The 18,547-nt window shown below is 66.0% G+C and carries 14 protein-coding genes; 11 read left to right on the top strand and 3 right to left on the bottom strand.

The window, feature by feature from the left end; all coding sequences use genetic code 11:
• Positions 1 to 41 precede the first annotated feature (41 nt).
• The 4 genes from PMI15_RS14210 to PMI15_RS14195 are packed head-to-tail and all read left to right on the top strand — an operon-like array spanning position 42 to position 7,816.
• Positions 42 to 4,265 carry a YhdP family protein gene (locus tag PMI15_RS14210; protein ID WP_007870120.1) on the top strand — a complete coding sequence of 1,408 codons (4,224 nt, stop codon included), beginning with the start codon at positions 42 to 44 and terminating at the stop codon, positions 4,263 to 4,265.
• A 2-nt stretch (positions 4,266 to 4,267) separates the two neighbouring features.
• Positions 4,268 to 5,074 (top strand): carbon-nitrogen hydrolase family protein, encoded by an 807-nt coding sequence (locus PMI15_RS14205; protein WP_007870117.1) that lies wholly within the window; start codon positions 4,268 to 4,270, stop codon positions 5,072 to 5,074.
• Positions 5,075 to 5,114: 40 nt separating this feature from the next.
• Positions 5,115 to 7,181 carry a nitrogen regulation protein NR(II) gene (locus PMI15_RS14200; protein ID WP_036839137.1) on the top strand — a complete coding sequence of 689 codons (2,067 nt, stop codon included), beginning with the start codon at positions 5,115 to 5,117 and terminating at the stop codon, positions 7,179 to 7,181.
• 8 nt (positions 7,182 to 7,189) lie between these two features.
• On the top strand, positions 7,190 to 7,816 hold the full coding sequence (locus PMI15_RS14195; protein WP_007870111.1) for a response regulator transcription factor: 627 nt from the start codon (positions 7,190 to 7,192) through the stop codon (positions 7,814 to 7,816).
• 15 nt (positions 7,817 to 7,831) lie between these two features.
• Here PMI15_RS14195 and PMI15_RS25090 read toward each other — a convergent pair whose 3' ends face one another.
• A complete protein-coding gene (locus PMI15_RS25090) occupies positions 7,832 to 7,975 on the bottom strand; it encodes a hypothetical protein (protein ID WP_007870107.1) in 144 nt (47 codons plus the stop codon).
• Between PMI15_RS25090 and PMI15_RS14190 the strand changes: the two genes are divergently transcribed.
• Positions 7,923 to 9,170 (top strand): murein transglycosylase A, encoded by a 1,248-nt coding sequence (locus tag PMI15_RS14190; RefSeq protein WP_036839110.1) that lies wholly within the window; start codon positions 7,923 to 7,925, stop codon positions 9,168 to 9,170. The two genes, PMI15_RS25090 and PMI15_RS14190, sit on opposite strands and share 53 nt — an antisense overlap.
• A gap of 20 nt (positions 9,171 to 9,190) precedes the next feature.
• Positions 9,191 to 9,517, top strand: a complete 327-nt coding sequence (locus PMI15_RS14185; protein ID WP_007870101.1) for a hypothetical protein — start codon at positions 9,191 to 9,193, stop codon at positions 9,515 to 9,517.
• 8 nt (positions 9,518 to 9,525) lie between these two features.
• Here PMI15_RS14185 and PMI15_RS14180 read toward each other — a convergent pair whose 3' ends face one another.
• Complete coding sequence (locus tag PMI15_RS14180; RefSeq protein ID WP_157214627.1) at positions 9,526 to 10,185, bottom strand: hypothetical protein; 660 nt, start codon at positions 10,183 to 10,185, stop codon at positions 9,526 to 9,528.
• A gap of 185 nt (positions 10,186 to 10,370) precedes the next feature.
• Between PMI15_RS14180 and PMI15_RS14175 the strand changes: the two genes are divergently transcribed.
• On the top strand, positions 10,371 to 10,718 hold the full coding sequence (locus PMI15_RS14175; protein ID WP_007870095.1) for a hypothetical protein: 348 nt from the start codon (positions 10,371 to 10,373) through the stop codon (positions 10,716 to 10,718).
• 13 nt (positions 10,719 to 10,731) lie between these two features.
• Here PMI15_RS14175 and PMI15_RS14170 read toward each other — a convergent pair whose 3' ends face one another.
• Positions 10,732 to 11,205: an Lrp/AsnC family transcriptional regulator gene (locus PMI15_RS14170; protein WP_007870093.1), complete on the bottom strand. Its 474-nt coding sequence runs from the start codon at positions 11,203 to 11,205 to the stop codon at positions 10,732 to 10,734.
• Positions 11,206 to 11,388: 183 nt separating this feature from the next.
• Here PMI15_RS14170 and PMI15_RS14165 point away from each other — a divergent pair, with 183 nt between their 5' ends.
• From PMI15_RS14165 to secF, 4 genes are all read left to right on the top strand, one after another.
• Positions 11,389 to 15,009: an indolepyruvate ferredoxin oxidoreductase family protein gene (locus PMI15_RS14165; protein ID WP_007870091.1), complete on the top strand. Its 3,621-nt coding sequence runs from the start codon at positions 11,389 to 11,391 to the stop codon at positions 15,007 to 15,009.
• A 214-nt stretch (positions 15,010 to 15,223) separates the two neighbouring features.
• The gene (yajC, locus tag PMI15_RS14160) at positions 15,224 to 15,565 is read left to right on the top strand and encodes a preprotein translocase subunit YajC (RefSeq protein ID WP_036839126.1); all 342 of its coding nucleotides are present in this window, start codon (positions 15,224 to 15,226) and stop codon (positions 15,563 to 15,565) included.
• 104 nt (positions 15,566 to 15,669) lie between these two features.
• Entirely contained in the window at positions 15,670 to 17,547 is a 1,878-nt protein-coding gene (secD, locus tag PMI15_RS14155; protein WP_007870087.1) for a protein translocase subunit SecD, read from the top strand.
• Positions 17,548 to 17,587: 40 nt separating this feature from the next.
• A complete protein-coding gene (gene secF / locus PMI15_RS14150) occupies positions 17,588 to 18,541 on the top strand; it encodes a protein translocase subunit SecF (RefSeq protein ID WP_007870084.1) in 954 nt (317 codons plus the stop codon).
• Positions 18,542 to 18,547: the final 6 nt, after the last annotated feature.

Raw genomic sequence — 18,547 nt, 5'->3', positions numbered from 1 at the left:
CCGGGCGGATAAGCGCCCCGGCGGTCATAATTCTCTGGTCAATGGAGCCAACGATTCCCAGCCTGTCCCCCCTGCCGCCGCGCCGCCTGCACTGGCTTGCCTTGATCCTGCGCATTCTGTTGTGGCTCGTCGGCGCGGCCTGGCTGCTCTTTGGCCTGAGCTGGTTCGTGCTGCATGGCTGGATTGTGCCGCGAATCGGCGAATTCCGTCCGCGCCTGGAAATAGAGGCCAGCAAGGCCTTGGGGGTGCCTGTGCGCATAGGCGGCATCACCGCGCATTCCCAGGGCATGATCCCTTCCTTCGAGTTGAGCGACGTCACCCTGCTGGACGCGCAGGGCCGCGAAGCCCTGAGGCTGCCGCGCGTGCTGGGCGCCCTGTCGCCTTCCTCGATCTGGGGGCTGGGCTTTGAGCAGATCTACATCGACAGGCCCGAACTGGACATACGCCGCGCCGCGGACGGGAAAATCTATGTGGGCGGGCTGGACGTCTCGCAGGATCGCGCCGGCGGCCAGAGCGCCGCGGCCGACTGGTTTTTTTCGCAAACCGAGTTCGCCATACGCGGCGGCACCGTGCGCTGGACCGACGAATTGCAGCGGGCGCCGCCGCTGGCGCTTACACAGGTCGACTGGGTCATGCGCAACGCGCGGCGCCGCCACCTGCTGCGCCTGGATGCCACGCCGCCGCCGGAATGGGGTGACCGCTTCAGCGTCAGGGGCATCTTCCGGCAATCGCTGCTGTCCGGCAGCGCCGGCGACTTCGACGCCTGGACGGGGCAGCTGTTCGCCGACTTCGCCCGCGTGGACGCATCGCGCATCCGGCAGTACGTCAGCGTGGACACGCTGGGTGTGGAACTGGCGCGCGGCAACGGCGCGTTGCGCGCCTGGGCGGATGTGAGCAAGGGCCGTATTACCGGCGGCACCGCCGACGTGGCGCTGCAGGACGTGGATGCGCGCTTCGGCGCCAAGCTCCAGCCGCTGGCCTTTGAATCCGTCGCGGGGCGCATAGGCGGCGGCCAGCGCGACAACGGCTTTGACTTCAGCACCGAGGGCTTGCGCTTTCGCACCCGCGACGGCCTGCAGTGGCCGGGCGGTAATGTGGCCCTGGCGCACACCGGCGACGGGGCCGGCGTGTCGCAGCACACCGAGCTCAAGGCCGACAAGCTCGACCTGGCCGCGCTCGCGCAGATCGCCAACCGCCTGCCGCTTGATGCCGCCACACACGGTTTCATCGCCTCCTTCGCGCCCAAGGGGCTGGTGGAGACTGTCGAGGCGCGCTGGCAAGGACCCATCGCCGCGCCCAGCACCTATGCCGCGAAAGGCCGGGTGGCCGGCCTGAGCGTTGCGGCGCTGCCGGCGCCCCAGCCACCGGCGGCGGCCGCCTCCGCCGCGGCGCATCCCAGGCCCGGCAGGCCGGGCATCAGCGGCGCCGCGATTGACTTTGACCTCACCCACGAGGGCGGGCAGGCCAAGGTCAAGATCGCCAACGGCGCGCTCGACCTGCCCGGCGTCTTTGAGGATTCGCTGGTGCCGTTTGACCAGCTGGCTGTCGATGCCCAATGGAAATTTTCGGGTCGCAAAATCGAGGCGCAACTGCGCAACCTGCAGTTCGCCAATGCCGACGCACAGGGCCAGGCGCAGGCCAGCTGGCGCACGGGCGACGCGGCCGGCCCGGCCGCCGCGGGCGCGCCCGACCCGCGTTTTCCCGGCGTACTCGACCTGCAGGGCAGCCTGAGCCGGGGCGACGGCGCGCGGGTGCATCGCTACCTGCCTCTGGTGCTGCCCGACCAGGTCCGCCACTATGTGCGCGACGCGGTGGTGCAGGGCCAGGTCAGCGACGTGAAGTTCAAGGTCAAAGGCCCGCTCGAGCACCTGCCCTTCACCAACCCGGCGCAGGGGGATTTCCGCGTCTCCGCCAAAATCCGCAATGGCCACTTCGCCTATGTGCCCAAAACCATACAGCCGGCCGGCGCGGCGCCCTGGCCGGCCCTGACCGAGCTGGGCGGTGAACTGGTCTTTGACCGCGCCTCGCTCGAAGTGAACGGCGCCAGCGGCAAGGTCGCCGGCCTGCCGGGCCTGCAGCTGGCCAAGGGCGAAGCCCGCATTCCGGACCTGACCCATGATTCGACGGTCCATGTGAACGTGGACCTCAAGGGGGCGCTGGCCGACGCGCTGGGCTTCGTCAACCAGTCGCCGGTGGGCAGCATGACCAGCCACGCGCTGGCCGGGGCCAAGGCCGGCGGCACGGCCGACTACCGTTTCCACATGGAGCTGCCCATCCATTCGATCGACAAATCCCGCGTCGAAGGCACGGTCACGCTGCCCGGCAATGACGTGCAGTTCGCGGCGGCCGCGCCCATGCTGGCAAAACTCAAGGGCGTGGTGAATGTCAGCGAAAAGGGTTTCTCCGTCGCCGGCGGCCAGGCCAAACTGCTGGGCGGCGATGTGCGCTTTGACGGCGGCCTGAGCACGCATCCGCGTGCCACGGGCAGCGCAGAGACGGAAACCGTCGCGACCTTCAAGGCGCAAGGCAGCGTGAGCGCCGAAGGCTTGCGCCAGGCCAGGGAGCTGGGCCCGCTGGCGCGCATGGCGCAAAACGCCAGCGGCAGCACGGCCTACACCGCGACACTCGGGTTTCGCCGCGGCGTGCCGGAGCTGGCGATTTCCAGCAACCTGCAGGGCATGGCGCTGAACCTGCCCGCGCCCCTGAACAAAACCGCCGACGCGATGCTGCCGCTGCGCTTTGAAAATGCTTTGCTGCAGGCCTCCATGGGTCCGGGGCAAAAACTTGAAGACCAGCTGTCGGTCTCGATAGGGCGCACCGCCTCTGTGGTCTACGTGCGCGACCTGAGCGGCAACGAGCCGCGCGTGATTCGCGGCGGCATCGCCGTGGGCCTGGAGCCGGGCGAGGCCGCGCCCATGCAGGAAGCCGGCGTGGCGGCCAACATCAACCTGGCCCATGTGGACCTCGACGCCTGGCAGAAGTTGCTGGGGGACTCCACGGTGGGCGGCACGCTGCAGACCGCCCCGCCGGCGGCGTCCGCGGCGCTCAACCGCGCCGCCGCGAACGCCGCCATGAGCTACCTGCCGACCACCATGGCCATACGCGCCCGCGAGCTGGTGGTGGAAGGGCGCAAGCTCAACAACGTGGTGGTGGGCGGTTCGCGCGAAGGCCTGACCTGGCGCGCCAACATCGACGCCACCGAGCTCAACGGTTATGTTGAATTCCGCCAGCCCGGCGGCATAGGCGCCGGGCGCGTCTACGCGCGGCTCTCGCGCCTGAGCCTGGAACCCGGCACGGCCAACGAGGTGGAAGCCATCCTGAACGAGCAGCCGGCCAGCATCCCGGCCCTGGACATCGTCGTGGAAGACCTGGAGCTGCGCGGCAAGAAGCTGGGACGGGTGGAGATCGACGCCGTCAATCGCGGCGCTTCAAGCGCGGCGCGCGAGGGCGTGCGCGAATGGCGGCTGAACAAATTCAACGTGATCCTGCCCGAGGCCGTGCTGACGGCCAACGGCAACTGGGTGGCCCTGAACGCGCAGGCCGCTGCTGCCGCGGGCAGCAACCGCGCCGCGCGCGTGGCCGCCGAACGCCGCCGCACGGTGATGAATTTCAAGCTCGAAATCGCCGACTCGGGCGCCCTGCTCAAGCGTTTCGGCATGGGCGAGGTGATTCGCCGCGGCAAGGGCAAGCTCGAAGGCCAGGTGGCCTGGGTGGGCTCGCCGCTGAGCTTCGACTATCCGTCCATGAGCGGGCAATTCAACGTCAATGTCGAGTCTGGGCAATTCGTCAAGGCCGACCCCGGCATCGCCAAGCTGCTCGGCGTGCTGAGCCTGCAGTCCCTGCCGCGGCGGCTGGCGCTGGATTTTCGCGACGTCTTTTCCGAGGGCTTCGCCTTCGACTTCGTGCGCGGCGACGTCAACATCAACCAGGGTGTGGCTTATACCAACAACCTGCAGATGCGCGGCGTCAATGCCGCCGTGCTCATGGAGGGCTCGGCCGACATCGCCAGGGAGACGCAGGACATCAAGGTCGTGGTGGTGCCGGAGATCAACGCCGGCACGGCCTCGCTGATCGCCACGGCCATCAACCCGGCCATCGGGCTGGGCAGCTTCCTGGCGCAGATGTTTTTGCGCCGGCCCCTGATACAGGCGGCCACCCAGGAGTTCCACATCGACGGCACCTGGTCCGACCCCCGGGTCACCAAGCTGGACCGCAAGGCCCAGGCCGACAACAAGCCCAGCCAGGCTTCCACGGAGACGCGCTGACCATGAAAGTAGCCGCTATTCAAATGGTGTCGGGCACCCGCATCGAGGACAACCTCGAGGTGGCCCGCCAGTTGCTCGGGCAAGCCGCGACGCAAGGTGCCGAGCTGGCGGTGCTGCCCGAGTACTTCTGCGTCATGGGCCGCAAGGACACCGACAAGCTGCAGTTCCAGGAGTCCCCGGGGCAGGGCCCCATCCAGGATTTCCTGAGCCGCTCGGCGCGCGAATTCGGGCTGTGGATCGTGGGCGGCACCCTGCCCATGGCCACGGATAATCCCGGCCGCGCGCGCAACTGCTCGCTGGCCTACGCGCCTTCGGGGGAAAGCGCGGCCCGCTACGACAAGATCCATCTGTTTCGCTTCGCCCAGGGCCAGGAAGACTACGACGAAAGGCGCGTGCTGGAGCCCGGCACGCAGCCGGTGCGTTTCGAGCTTGCGTCGCGCGACGGCCATGTCTACACCATAGGTATGAGCGTCTGCTACGACCTGCGCTTTCCCGAGCTGTACCGCGCCCTGGCGGCCGACCTGCTGCTGGTGCCCAGCGCCTTCACCTACACCACCGGTCAGGCGCACTGGGAAGTCCTGCTGCGCGCGCGCGCCATCGAAAACCAGGCCTATGTGCTGGCCGCGGCCCAGGGCGGCATCCATGAGAACGGGCGCCATACCTGGGGCCACAGCATGGTGGTCGACCCCTGGGGCCAGGTCCTGGCCGAGCGCGCGGAAGGTGCCGGCCTGGTGATGGCCGAGATCCTGAAGGACGAGCAGCAGGGCGTGCGCGGCCGCCTGCCGGCCCTGGCCCACCGCGTGCTGTGAGGAGGCGCCGGGCGTGAAGTTTCCGCGTGTCAAGGGCGTGATGAGCCGGGCCAGCCGGCGCTGGTCGCTGTGGGCCCTGCTGGTGGCGCTGGTGGTGGCCTTGCTGGGCATCCTGGTGTGGCTGTCGGGGCGCTACGAGTCCAGCATGGTGCAAAGCCGGCTCGAGCACGACGCCGCCGAAACCGTCACCGACATCCGCTCGGGCCTCACGCGCAACATCCAGACTTTCCAGGCGCTGCAGTCCGGCGAGCGCACACCCGGGGCATGGCATGCGCCGGCCGCCGAAGTGCTGCGCGAGCACCGCGAGATCATGCGGCTCGAATGGCGCAGCGAGTCGCTGGACGTGCTGGCCTTTGTCGAAACCCCCTATCGCACCTCGGTGTTCGAGCGGCTGGGCAGGGCCAGCATGCAGGCCGACGTGGCCCTGACCTGCACCACGGCCCGGCGCCTGAGCGGTTCTGCCTACTCCACCAGCTATTTCATGCCGCAACCTGACGGCTTGGGCCTGGAAGTGCTGGACATGTGCCTGCCTATCGTCGTGGCCGGCCGCCTCGCGGGTTACACCGTCGCTACCTATTCGCTGCAGGACATCCTGGGCGAGCTGGTGGGCCGCCAACTGGCGCGCGGCGTGGGCTTGTCCTTCACCGAGGCCGACGGCACGCGGCTGGCGCTGCACGGCGTGCCCTCGCGCGGCAACCGCATCTACATCGCGCAGCAACTGCTGGACCTGCCTGGCAACACGCTGGTCGTGCGCATGGAGAGCCGGCTGGGCACGCCGGCCCTGTTTCCCAATGTGCTGACCGCGCTGGTGACCGCCATGTCGCTGGCGCTGATGGCGGTGCTCTTCCTGCTGGCCAGGGACATGCGGCGCAGGCTCAAGGTCGAGCACGACCTGGGCGAGGCGCTGGCCTTTCGCAAGGCCATGGAGGACTCGGTGCTGACCGGGCTGCGCGCGCGCGACCTGCAGGGCCGCATCACCTACGTGAACCCGGCTTTTTGCAAGATGGTGGGTGTGGAAGCCAAGGATTTGCTGAACCAGAGCTTTCCTTCGCCCTACTGGCCGCCGGAGCTCGCCGGCGTTTACCAGCAGCGCCAGGAAATCCGGCTGGCGGGCAGCAACCTGCCGCGCGAAGGCCACGAGTCGGTGTTCATGCGGCGCGACGGCACGCGCTTTCCGGTGCTGATCATGGAAGCGCCGCTGATCAACGCCGTGGGCAAGCACACCGGCTGGATGAGCGCCATCCTGGACGTGAGCGAACAGCGCCGGGTCGAGGAGCTTTCGCGCGCCAGCCAGGACCGCCTGCAAGCCACGGCCAGACTGGCCATGGTCGGTGAAATGGCCTCGCTGCTGAGCCACGAACTCAACCAGCCGCTGGCGGCCATCTCGAGTTACGCCACCGGATCGCTCAACCTGCTGCAGGAGGAAACCGGCGCGGACCGGGCCCACGCGGCCGCCCCGACGCCGGCCCCGCTGTCCGAAGACCTGCAGCTGGCCATGCGACGCATCGCCGAGCAGGCCGAGCGTGCCGGCAAGGTCATCAAAAGCGTGCACGACTTCGTGCGCCGGCGCGACCAGGTGCGCGAGGCGGTCCAGCCGCGCGCGCTGCTCGACGCCATCATGCCGCTGGTGAGCCTGCAGGCCCGCAAGCTCGGCGTGCGCGTCGTGATCGAGGTCGATGAAGCCTGCGAGCCCGTGCTGTGCGACCGCACCATGGTCGAGCAGGTGCTGCTCAACCTCTCGCGCAACGGCATGCAGGCCATGCAGGTACAGCCCGAAGGCGCGCAGCCTGGCGCCAGCGCGGTGCTGCCTGAAAAAGTGCTGACCCTGCGCATACGCCCGGCCGCTTCCAACGCGCACAGCCGCTGGGTCGAGTTCTCGGTGATAGACCGCGGCGAGGGCATTGCCGGCGACGTCGCGGAACGGCTGTTCACACCTTTTTTCACCACCAAGGAAGAGGGCATGGGCCTGGGGCTCAGCCTGTGCCGTACCGTGATAGAACAGCACGGCGGTTTCCTCGGGTTTGAGGCGGCCGAGCCGCAAGGTACGATTTTCAGTTTCACCCTGCCCGCGGCGCCGGCCCGGGACGGCGCATCCGCGCAAGCTTGAAGGACAGCATGGAACCCATCCACAATGCCACGGTCTACATCGTCGACGACGACGCCAGCGTGCGCGACGCGCTGGCCTGGCTGCTGCGCTCGCGCCGCCTGCTGAGCGAGACCTTCGACAGCGCCGAGGCCTTCGACGCCCGGGTGTCCAAGGGCTTCGAGGTGCGCTCGCCCTCATGCCTGCTGCTGGATGTGCGCATGGCCGGCCTGAGCGGCTTGGCCATGTTTGAAAAACTGATCGGCTACGGCTTGCTGCCGACCCTGCCGGTGATTTTTCTCACAGGCCATGCCGACGTCCCCACCGCCGTCGATGCCGTCAAGCGCGGGGCCTTTGATTTTTGCGAAAAGCCGTTTTCGGACAACGCGCTGGTGGACCGCATCGAGCAGGCGCTCAAGCATTCCGCCGCGGCGCTGGCGCAGCACAGCGAGTCCACCGGCCTGCAGTCCCGCATCGACGGCCTCACCGATCGCGAGCGCGACGTGATGCGGCTGGTCGTGGGCGGCCTGCCCAACAAGCTGGTGGCGGACCAGCTGGACATCAGTGTGCGCACCGTGGAAGTCCACCGCGCGCGGGTGTTTGACAAAATGGGTGTCAAATCGGCGGTGGAGCTCGCCAATCTGCTGCGCAATCTGTAGTGCCGCAGGCCGGGTTTATTTCTTGCGGGATTGCGCGTCGGGCGCCGGCTGTTCCGGGTCCTTCAGTTCACCGTTCTTGCGGCCTGAAAACATCGTCCACCACACAATGAACACCAGCAGCAGCAAAGCCCCCAGGGCTTCCAGCAAAAGTAAGGCCATGACATTTCCTTGGATTCCGTCGATACGCGCCAGGCATGAAAGGCGTTCCATGCGCTCCATGCGGATGGGGACGATTATCGCCATCACGGCTTTGCTGGCCTCCTGCGCCAGCCCGCCGCTGCCGCCTTTGTCGGCACCGGGAGAGCCCGGCGCCGCCGGCAGCCGCCCAGGCGATTCCGGCTCCTTGCCTGCGCCCATGCTGCAAGGCAAAAGCCGCTGGGTCGCGGTGCGCTGGGCCGAGCTGCCGGGCTTTGAAGAGGACGCGCTGTTCGAGGGCTGGAACGCCTGGCTCAAGAGCTGCGAGCGGCCGGGCCCGGTGTTTGCGCCGCTGTGCGCCGAGGTCCGGCGCCTGAGCATTGCCTCGGCCGAAGCGCAGCGCAGCTGGATGGTGAGCCGGCTGCAGCCCTACCGGGTCGAGAGCCTGCAGGGCGCGGCCGAGGGACTGCTGACCAGCTATTACGAACCCGTGCTCAAGGCCAGCCGCCAGGCCGGCGCCGGCTACGAGGTGCCGCTGTACCGCCCGCCGGCCTCGCTGGCCAGCCGCAAGCCCTGGTACTCGCGCCAGGAAATCGATACCTTGCCCGAAGCCAGGACGGCGCTGCGCGGCCGCGAGATCGCCTGGCTGGCCGACCCGGTCGAGGCGATGTCGCTGCACATCCAGGGCTCGGGCCGGCTCAGCCTGACCGAGGCCGACGGTTCGCAGCGCATGGTGCGCGTGGCCTATGCCGGCTCCAACGAGCAGCCCTTTCGCAGCGTCACCCAATGGTTGCTGGACCAGGGCGAAGGCCGCATGACGACGCCCTGGGTCGAGTCCACCAAGGCCTGGGCCGCGAGAAACCCGCCGCAGCGCGTGCAGCAGATGCTCTGGAGCAATCCGCGCTACACCTTTTTCCAGGAGCAGCCCTTGAGTGAACTTGACGCCGCCTTCGGCCCCAAGGGCGCGCAGGGCGTGGCGCTGACGCCGGGACGCTCCATCGCGGTTGACCCGGGCAGCATTCCCTACGGCACGCCCGTGTGGCTGGCCTCGCGCGGCGGGGCCGGCAGCCTGCAAAAACTGGTGCTGGCCCAGGATACCGGCAGCGCCATCGTGGGTGCTGTGCGGGCCGACTATTTCGCCGGCACCGGGCCCGAAGCCGGCCAGTTCGCCGCGCGCATGAACCAGCCGCTGCGGCTGTGGGTGCTCTGGCCGCGTTAAACCACCTTCCTGGAGCCATCATGACCAAGCCATGGAACATCTGTGCGGCGCTGCTGGCCGCGGCGGTATTGGGCGGCTGCGCCGGCGGCAACTGGCAGGCCGACGGCCCGCTGTACCGCTGCGAGCACGGCATAGAGTTCCGCGTCAAATTCATCGACGACACGGCGGTGCTGGAGGGCCCCGGCGGTCAGGACCTGCTGCAGCGTGACGCCGGCGGCGAGGGGCCGCGGCAGACGGTTTACAGCAATCCGCGCATGCGGGCCGAATTCGGCCTGGGCGCCAGCGGGCGCGAGGCGGTGTTGCGTTATCCGCTGTTGCCCCTGGTGGCGCGCTGCGTGCGCGACTGAACTTTCTTTTAGCGCACAGAGAGGCGGACTTCCACCCGCATCCCATCCCGCCGGGTGGATTGCCGGCTGTCGGCGATGCCGCTGCTGCTGCCGGCGCTCGCGTCGTCAGACTCCGCCACGGTGACCCATTCCCCGAGGCGCACGCTCAGCGACGTGCTGGTGGACGATGAGGACAATGGCGCGAGCGGCGATGAGCCCGTGCGGCTGGCCTGCCCCGCGGCCAGTTCCAGCTCGACGCTGTCGCCGCCGTACCAGAGCGGGCGGGCCGAAAACCCGCTGTTGGCATCGATGAACACGGTGGCGGCCTGGCGCCCCTGCACCAGCCGCAGCGGCTGGCTGTTGCCCAGGTTGATGTTGGCGGGGCGGCCGTTGAGCACCAGCACCCGCTGCACCAGGTCGCGCGTGTCGCTGCGCTGGCTGTCCTGGGCTGTGATGTGGGCATTGGCGCCCGAGCGGCCCGGCTGCAGCACGATCCCGCCCTGCGCGCCCAGGGCACTCTGGGAGCGCAGGCTGCTACCGGCCTGCCGCACTTCGATCTGCAGGTTGCGCATGGGCAGTGCCTCGGGTCCTGCGCCTGAATTGGCCATTGGCTGGGCCATCAGCCAGGCAGGCGCGAATGTCAATGGTGCCAGGCAAAGGGCGCAAAAGATATTTCGGAATTTCGTCATGGCGGTCTCCATGGGCAACTGGGATGAGAGCAACAGAGGAAGGAGCGTTGCCACGGTGCAAGGGCGCCCTCATTTAAAAAGGGCGCTTTCTTCTGAAGGCAAGCTAACATGGTACTGAAGTCCGCTGTTCCTCCGCCGCTTAACGCCATCAAGGGTTGTGAGCGCCGTGGTCAACCCCATATCCCATGAGCCCAAAAGCAAAAGTTATCGCCTGGATTTTCGGCATTCTTGCCGCGTATGCCGCCAGCGTCGGCGTGGGCGCCTATCGCATCGTCTCTTCGGAAATGTTTCCGCTGGCCGAGAAAGGATTGGCGGCCTACCTCGTTGCTACCAAGTCCGACGGGGCAAACAAGCCGATTCGCTTCAAGTGGTGGTCGTCCTGGTTTTTCAAAAACAGCACCTCGGACGGGCTGGCGCAGTTTTTACTCTGCACCTCTTCTTCCCCCTCCCGTTGCCACACCATCGTCGCGTACGGGGCTGAAGGCATGTGGTACATCACGGTGGACGGCAACCTGGTCAAAACCGACAAGTAACGCCTTCAGTCATTCAGGCCAGATGCCCCAGCGGCAGCGCGCTGCTGGCCTTGACCTCCCCCAGGGAAAAACTGGTGTGCAGGTCCTTCACATTGGGCAGGTTGATCAGGTTTTGCAGCGCGAACTTGCTGAAGGCCTCCAGGTCCTGTGCCACCACCTGCAGTTCAAAAGTGCCGGTGCCGCTGATGTAGTGGCAGGACACGATTTCCGGCAGCTTCTTGATGGCTTCCTCAAGCTGGCGCGTGGCGTCGCCGCTGTTGCGATCGGCGTCCAGCCGCACAAAAGCCAGCACCCCCAGCCCTATCTTGTGGCGGTTGATCTCGGCCCGGTAGCCGGTGATAAAGCCCGATTCTTCGAGTGCCCGCACGCGCCGCCAGCAGGGCGCGGCCGACAGGCCCACGCGCGAGGCCAGTTCGGTGTTGGTCAGCCGCGCGTCGCGCTGCAACTCATTCAGGATGGCGATGTCAAACTTGTCTAATGTTTCCATATTTGCCATTTTGCAGCAAGATTCTTTCTGGAAGTAGGCTAAATAGGGCAAACAAAGCAAAGACATATCAGGGCCGGCGGCATACACTTTGCATGCATATAGAGGGCCGGCCCTAACCGGGCTTAAGCCTTTTGCAGCCTGCCCACGAGGCGGTACTAAAAACAGTCCTGGAGACCCACGAACATGAACGCCCCCCTACCTGAACACATCCGCAAGGCCCTGGAAACCGTCACGCTCGACGATAAATATTCCTTAGGGCGTGGCCGCGCTTTCATGAGCGGCGTCCAGGCGCTGGTCCGCCTGCCCATGCTGCAGCGCACGCGCGACGCCATCGAGGGCCTGAACACGGCGGGTTTTGTCAGCGGCTACCGCGGCTCGCCGCTGGGTGGTTATGACCAGGCGCTGTGGGCCGCCAAAAAACACCTGGCCGCGCAGAACATCGTGTTCCAGCCCGGCGTCAACGAGGAACTGGGCGCCACCGCCGTCTGGGGCACCCAGCAACTGGACCTGTACCCGCAAAGCAAAAAATTCGACGGCGTGTTCGGCATCTGGTACGGCAAGGGCCCGGGCGTGGACCGCTGCTCGGATGTCTTCAAGCACGCCAACATGGCGGGCACCGCGAAACACGGCGGCGTGATCGCGATTGCCGGCGACGACCATGTCTCCAAGAGCTCCACCGCCGCCCACCAGAGCGACCACATCTTCAAGGCCTGCGGCCTGCCGGTGTTTTTCCCGTCCAATGTGCAGGACATCCTGGACATGGGCCTGCATGCGTTTGCCATGAGCCGTTTTTCGGGCGTCTGGTCGGGCATGAAAACCATCCAGGAAGTCGTGGAGTCGTCGAGTTCCATCCTGGTCGACCCCGATCGCGTCAAGATCATCCTCCCCGAGGATTTCGAAATGCCGCCCGGCGGCCTGCACATTCGCTGGCCTGACGCGCCGCTGGAGCAGGAAGCCCGGCTGATGGACTACAAATGGTATGCGGCGCTCGCGTACATCCGCGCCAACAAGCTCAATTACAACGTCATCGCCGGCCCCAAGGACCGCTTCGGCCTGATCGCCAGCGGCAAGGCCTTCAACGATACGCGCCAGGCCCTGGCCGACCTCGGGCTGGATGAACAAACCTGCCACCAACTGGGCATACGCCTGCACAAGGTCAATGTGGTCTGGCCGCTGGAGGCCACCATCACTCGCGACTTCGCCGAGGGCCTGCAGGAAATCCTGGTGGTCGAGGAAAAGCGCCAGGTCATCGAATACCAGCTCAAGGAAGAGCTTTACAACTGGCGCGCCGACGTGCGGCCCAATGTGCTGGGCAAGTTCGACGAGCCCGAAGGCGACCAGTCGGGCGGCGAATGGGGCCGCTCCAACCCCAGCGACAACTGGCTGCTGCGTGCCAAGGCCGACCTGACGCCGGCCATCATCGCCAAGGCGATCGCCAAGCGCCTGAAAAAACTGGGCGTGCCGGCCGATGTGGCCTCGCGCATGGACGAGCGCCTGGCCGTGATCGAGGCGCGCGAACGGGCCCTGGCCGAAGCCAAGGCCGATACCGGCGAGCGCGCGCCCTGGTTTTGCAGCGGCTGCCCGCACAACACCAGCACGCGCGTGCCCGAAGGCTCGCGCGCCGTGGCCGGCATAGGCTGCCATTACATGGCGACCTGGATGGACCGCTCCACCTCCACTTTCACGCAGATGGGCGGTGAAGGCGTGACCTGGGTGGGCCAGGCGGCCTTCACCACCGACCAGCATATCTTTGCCAACCTCGGCGACGGCACCTACTTCCACAGCGGGCTGCTGGCGATACGCCAGGCCATCGCCTCGGGCGTGAACATCACCTACAAGATTCTCTACAACGACGCGGTCGCCATGACGGGCGGCCAGCAGGTCGGCGAGCGGCCCGAGGGCCATTCGGTGGCGCAGATTGCACACAGCCTGCGGGCCGAGGGCGTGGTCAAGCTGGTCGTGGTCACCGACGAGCCCGAGAAATACCACGGCCGCACGCATACCGTGGATAGCAGCGCGGCACGTGTCGGCCATGCCGAGCTGCTCAACGACCTGCCGCCTGGCGTCGAGGTCTTCCACCGCGACGAACTCGACAAGCTCCAACGCGAGTTCCGCGAACTCAAGGGCACGACCGCCATCATTTACGACCAGACCTGCGCGACCGAAAAACGCCGGCGCCGCAAACGGGGCACCATGGCCGACCCGGAAAAGCGCGTTGTCATCAACGAACTGGTCTGCGAGGGTTGCGGCGACTGCTCGGTGCAGTCCAACTGCCTGTCGGTGGAGCCGCTGGAAACCGAATTCGGCCGCAAGCGCCGCATCAACCAGAACACCTGCAACAAGGATTACTCCTGCGTGAAGGGCTTTTGCCCCAGCTTCATCACCGTCGAGGGCGGGCAGCTGAAGAAACCGAAAAAAGAAAAGAAGGGCGGCCTCTCCAGCCTGCCACCGGTTCCCGAACCCGTCCTGCCCGTGGCCGAACACGCCTGGGGCATCGTGGTGGGCGGCGTGGGCGGCACCGGCGTCATCACCATAGGCCAGCTGCTGGGCATGGCGGCCCACATGGAAGGTAAGGGCGTGGTCACGCAGGACGCGGGCGGCCTGGCGCAAAAAGGCGGCGCCACCTGGAGCCACATCCAGATCGCCAACCGGCCCGAGGCGATTTACACCACCAAGGTGGACACCGCCAAGGCCGACCTGGTCATAGGCTGCGACCCCATCGTGGCCGCCAGCAAATACACGCTGACCGTCATGCAGCCGGGCCGCACCTATGTGGCCATGAATTCGCACGGCACGCCGACGGCAGCCTTTGTGAAGAACCCGGCTTGGCAGTTTCCCGGTGGCAACTGCGAAAGCGCCGTGACTTCCGCAGTGGGCGCTGACTTGCTGGGCAGCTTCGATGCCGAGCAGGTGGCGGTGCAACTGGTGGGCGACTCGATTTACACCAACCCGCTGATGCTGGGCTTTGCCTGGCAAAAAGGGCGTGTGCCGCTGTCGCATGCCGCGCTGATGCGGGCCATCGAGCTCAATGGCGTGCAGGTCGACAACAACAAGGCGGCTTTTGAATGGGGCCGCCGCTGCGCGCATGACCTGGCCTCGGTGCAGGCGCTGTTCAAGGCGGCTCAGGTCATCGAATTCGTGAAGAAACCGGCCCTGGCCGAAATGCTGGCCAAGCGCGTGGACTTCCTCACGGCCTACCAGAATGCCGCCTACGCCCAGGCCTATCAGTCCTTTGTTGAACAAGTCCGGGGTGCCGAGGCGGTGCTGGGCAAGACGACGCTGACAGAAGCCGTGGCGCGCTACCTGTTCAAGCTGATGGCCTACAAGGACGAGTACGAAGTGGCGCGCCTGCACACCGACACGGCCTTCCTGGGCAAGGTCAACGCCATGTTTGAAGGCGACTTCAAACTGCACTACCACCTGGCGCCGCCCTTGATCGCGTCCAAAAACGACAAGGGCGAGCTGCAGAAAAAGCAGTTCGGACCCTGGATGCTGGGCGCGTTCAAGCTGCTGGCCCGCCTCAAGGGCTTGCGCGGCACGCCGCTGGATGTGTTCGGCCGCACCGAAGAGCGGCGCACGGAGCGAGCCCTGATCGAGGAATACAAGGCCAGCCTGCAGGAAGTGCTGGCGGGGCTGACGGCTGAAAACCACGCCACGGCGCTGGAAATCGCCCGGATTCCCGAAATGATCAAGGGGTATGGCCATGTCAAGGCACGCCACCTGGCCGCCGCTCGCCCGCAGTGGGCCGCCTTGATGCAAGCCTTTCGTAGCCTCGGATCTACCGTCCAGCGGAAAGCGGCCTGAGCCCGGGGCCGCCCCGGCCCCGGCCTTTCCCCGAGAAGTTGGCCCCGCAGCCATGCCTGCGGTGGCCCCTTGCGCGTAAACCCGGCTTGAAAAGCCCCTGGAGCGCGCCAGTTACCTCCTTGTGCGGCTGCCCCGCCGCATACAATCGTGGGCTCTGCGCGCTGTCCGTGCTGGATTGCGCGCGCCAGTGTTTTTTTATGTTGTGGAGTTAGCCGTGTTCATTTCTTCCGCCTTTGCCCAAACCGCTCCCGCTGCAGCCGCCGGTGGTGACATGATGTCCTCGCTGACGGGTATGCTGCCCCTGGTGCTGATGTTTGTGGTGCTGTATTTCGTCATGATCCGCCCGCAGATGAAAAAGCAGAAAGAGCACCGCGCCATGATCGACGCGCTGGCCAAGGGCGATGAAGTCGCGACGGCCGGCGGCCTGCTCGGCAAGGTGACCAAGCTGGGCGACGCCTACCTGACCCTGGAACTGGCCCCCGGCGTCGAAGTGCAGCTGCAGCGCAGCGCCATCATCCAGGTCCTGCCCAAGGGCGCGATCAGCACAGCCAAGTAAGTCTTCAAGGCCCTGTGAGGGTTCACAGGGATTTTCGGTATATCGGGGCTGCTGCTGATGCGGGCGCCCCTTTTGTTCATTTGTCCACCAGGAACAGCCCTCCCATGAATCGTTATCCGGCCTGGAAGTACGCCATCATCGTGGTCGCGCTGCTGATCGCGGCTTTGTACACGCTGCCCAATTTCTTCGGCGAAGCGCCTGCTGTTCAGGTGTCCAGCAGCAAATCCACCATCAAGGTCGACAGCACGACGCTGGCCAAGGTCGAGCAGGCCCTCAAGGATGCCAGCATCGCGGCCGACGCCATCACGCTCGAGGGCAGTTCGATCAAGGCGCGTTTCGGTGACACCGACACGCAGCTCAAGGCCAAGGACGCGATCCAGAAAGCCCTTTCGCCCGACGCGAACGACCCGGCCTACGTGGTCGCGCTCAACCTGCTGTCGCGCTCGCCCGCCTGGTTGACCTCGCTGCACGCTTTCCCGATGTACCTGGGGCTGGACCTGCGCGGCGGCGTTCACTTCATGCTGCAGGTGGACATGCAGGCGGCGCTGACCAAGAGAACCGAGTCCCTGGCCGGCGACATTCGCCTGTCCTTGCGGGAAAAGAACATCCGCCACGGCGGCATCAGCCGCAACGGGCAAACCATTGAAATCAGGTTGCGCGATTCCGCCACCCTGGCCTCCACCAAGGCGTTGATCCAGGACCAGTTCGCCGACCTGCAGACCGTTGATGCGCCGGACGGCGCGGAGTACAAGCTGACGGCCTCCATCAAGCCCGAAGCCGCGCGCCGCATCCAGGACCAGGCGCTCAAGCAGAACATTGTGACCCTGCACAACCGTATCAATGAGCTGGGCGTGGCCGAGCCGGTGATCCAGCAGCAAGGCATAGACCGCATCGTGGTGCAGCTGCCCGGCGTGCAGGACACGGCCAAGGCCAAGGACATCCTGGGCCGCACCGCCACGCTGGAAATGCGCCTGGTGGACGACAGCGCCGAAGCCCGGGCCGCCGCGAACAATACCGGCGCCGTTCCTTTCGGTGACGAGCGCTTCTTCGAGCGCAATGGCCAGGCGGTGATCGTCAAGAAGCAGGTGATCCTGACCGGCGAAAGCCTGACGGATGCGCAACCCGGCTTTGACTCGCAGAACCAGCAGCCCAAGGTGGACCTCACGGTCGACGCCAAGGGTGGGCGCATCATGCGCGACACCAGCCGCGAGAACATCAAAAAGCGCATGGCCATTTTGCTGTTCGAAAAAGGCAAGGGCGAAGTGCTGACCGCGCCCGTCATCCAGGGCGAGCTCGGCAACCGCTTCCAGATTTCCGGCTCCATGAGCGTCGTCGAAGCCAATGACCTCGCGCTGCTGCTGCGCGCCGGCTCGCTGGCTGCGCCCATGGAAATCATCGAGGAGCGCACCATTGGCCCGACCCTGGGTGCCGACAACATCTCCAAGGGCTTTCACAGCGTGTCCTGGGGCTTTGTCGTGATCGTCGCCTTCATGGCCGCCTATTACATGCTGTTCGGCCTGTTCTCCGGCCTGGCGCTGGCCGTCAACCTGCTGCTGCTGGTGGCGGTGCTGTCCATGCTGCAGGCGACCCTGACCTTGCCCGGCATGGCGGCCATGGCGCTGGCGCTGGGCATGGCCATCGACTCCAACGTGCTGATCAACGAGCGTGTGCGTGAAGAGCTGCGCAGCGGGGCGTCACCGCAGGCGGCCATCCATGCGGGCTACGAGCGGGCCTGGGCCACCATCCTGGACTCCAACATCTCGACGCTGATCGCCGGCCTGGCATTGCTGGCCTTCGGCTCCGGCCCGGTGCGCGGCTTTGCGGTGGTGCACTGCATCGGCATTTTGACCAGCATGTTCTCGGCGGTGTTTTTCTCGCGCGGCCTGGTCAACCTCTGGTACGGCCGCCAGAAAAAGCTCAAGTCGGTCTCCATCGGCACCGTGTGGCGGCCTGCCGCGTCCGGCGCCGTGGCGGCCAAGTAACCCCGGCCTTTCCTCTCCCCGAGTTTCCCAAGGACCCCAGATGGAATTCTTCAAAATCCGGCGCGACATCCCGTTCATGCGGCATGCCCTGATTTTTAATGTCATCAGTTTTGCGACCTTCGCGCTGGCCGTCTTCTTCCTGATCACGCGCGGCCTGCACCTGTCGGTGGAGTTCACCGGCGGCACCCTGATGGAGGTGAACTACACCCAGGCCGCCGATGTCGGCAAAATCCGCGACACCGTGGCCGGCCTTGGCTTTGCCGACGTGCAGGTGCAGAACTTCGGCACCTCGCGCGACGTGATGATCCGTCTGCCGGCGCAAAAGGGCGTGAGCACCGCCCAGCAAAGCGACAAGGTGCTGGCGGCCCTGAAAGCGGCCGGCCCCGAGGTGACGCTGCGCCGCACCGAGTTTGTCGGTCCGCAGGTCGGCGAGGAACTGGCCCATGACGGGTTGAAGGCGCTGGCCATGGTGGTGTTCGGCATCATGGTCTATCTGGCCTTCCGTTTTGAATGGAAGTATGCGGTGGCGGCCATCATCGCGAACTTGCACGACGTTGTCATCATCCTGGGCTTCTTCGCGTTCTTCCAGTGGGAGTTTTCGCTGGCCGTGCTGGCCGCCGTGCTGGCGGTGCTGGGCTATTCCGTCAATGAGTCGGTGGTGATCTTCGACCGGATCCGCGAGAACTTCCGCCGCTACCGCAAGATGAACACCATAGAGATCATCGACAACGCGATCACTTCCACCATCAGCCGCACCATCATCACCCACGGCTCGACCCAGATCATGGTGTTGTCCATGTTGCTGTTCGGTGGCCCGACGCTGTTTTACTTCGCCCTGGCCCTGACCATAGGCATCCTGTTCGGTATTTATTCCTCGGTTTTTGTGGCCGCCGCCATCGCAATGTGGCTGGGCATCAAGCGGGAAGACCTGGTCAAGGCGCCGGCCAAAAAAGGCGAAGATCCGAATGACCCCAACGCAGGGGCTACGGTGTAAGCTATA

The sequence above is a fragment of the Polaromonas sp. CF318 genome (assembly GCF_000282655.1).
In the GTDB taxonomy this organism is placed as follows: domain Bacteria; phylum Pseudomonadota; class Gammaproteobacteria; order Burkholderiales; family Burkholderiaceae_C; genus Polaromonas.
This window is presented reverse-complemented; position numbering and strand designations above follow the sequence as displayed.

Excerpts from the sequence above, each read along its gene's own strand:
- PMI15_RS14205 (WP_007870117.1), top strand. The coding sequence starts at position 4,268 with ATGAAAGTAGCCGCTATTCAAATGGTGTCGGGCACCCGCATCGAGGAC.
- PMI15_RS14190 (WP_036839110.1), top strand. The coding sequence starts at position 7,923 with ATGAACACCAGCAGCAGCAAAGCCCCCAGGGCTTCCAGCAAAAGTAAG.
- PMI15_RS14180 (WP_157214627.1), bottom strand. The coding sequence starts at position 10,185 with ATGACGAAATTCCGAAATATCTTTTGCGCCCTTTGCCTGGCACCATTG.
- PMI15_RS14165 (WP_007870091.1), top strand. The coding sequence starts at position 11,389 with ATGAACGCCCCCCTACCTGAACACATCCGCAAGGCCCTGGAAACCGTC.
- PMI15_RS14210 (WP_007870120.1), top strand. The coding sequence starts at position 42 with ATGGAGCCAACGATTCCCAGCCTGTCCCCCCTGCCGCCGCGCCGCCTG.
- PMI15_RS14170 (WP_007870093.1), bottom strand. The coding sequence starts at position 11,205 with ATGGAAACATTAGACAAGTTTGACATCGCCATCCTGAATGAGTTGCAG.
- PMI15_RS14175 (WP_007870095.1), top strand. The coding sequence starts at position 10,371 with ATGAGCCCAAAAGCAAAAGTTATCGCCTGGATTTTCGGCATTCTTGCC.
- PMI15_RS14195 (WP_007870111.1), top strand. The coding sequence starts at position 7,190 with ATGGAACCCATCCACAATGCCACGGTCTACATCGTCGACGACGACGCC.
- secD (WP_007870087.1), top strand. The coding sequence starts at position 15,670 with ATGAATCGTTATCCGGCCTGGAAGTACGCCATCATCGTGGTCGCGCTG.
- secF (WP_007870084.1), top strand. The coding sequence starts at position 17,588 with ATGGAATTCTTCAAAATCCGGCGCGACATCCCGTTCATGCGGCATGCC.
- PMI15_RS14185 (WP_007870101.1), top strand. The coding sequence starts at position 9,191 with ATGACCAAGCCATGGAACATCTGTGCGGCGCTGCTGGCCGCGGCGGTA.
- PMI15_RS25090 (WP_007870107.1), bottom strand. The coding sequence starts at position 7,975 with ATGGCCTTACTTTTGCTGGAAGCCCTGGGGGCTTTGCTGCTGCTGGTG.
- PMI15_RS14200 (WP_036839137.1), top strand. The coding sequence starts at position 5,115 with ATGAGCCGGGCCAGCCGGCGCTGGTCGCTGTGGGCCCTGCTGGTGGCG.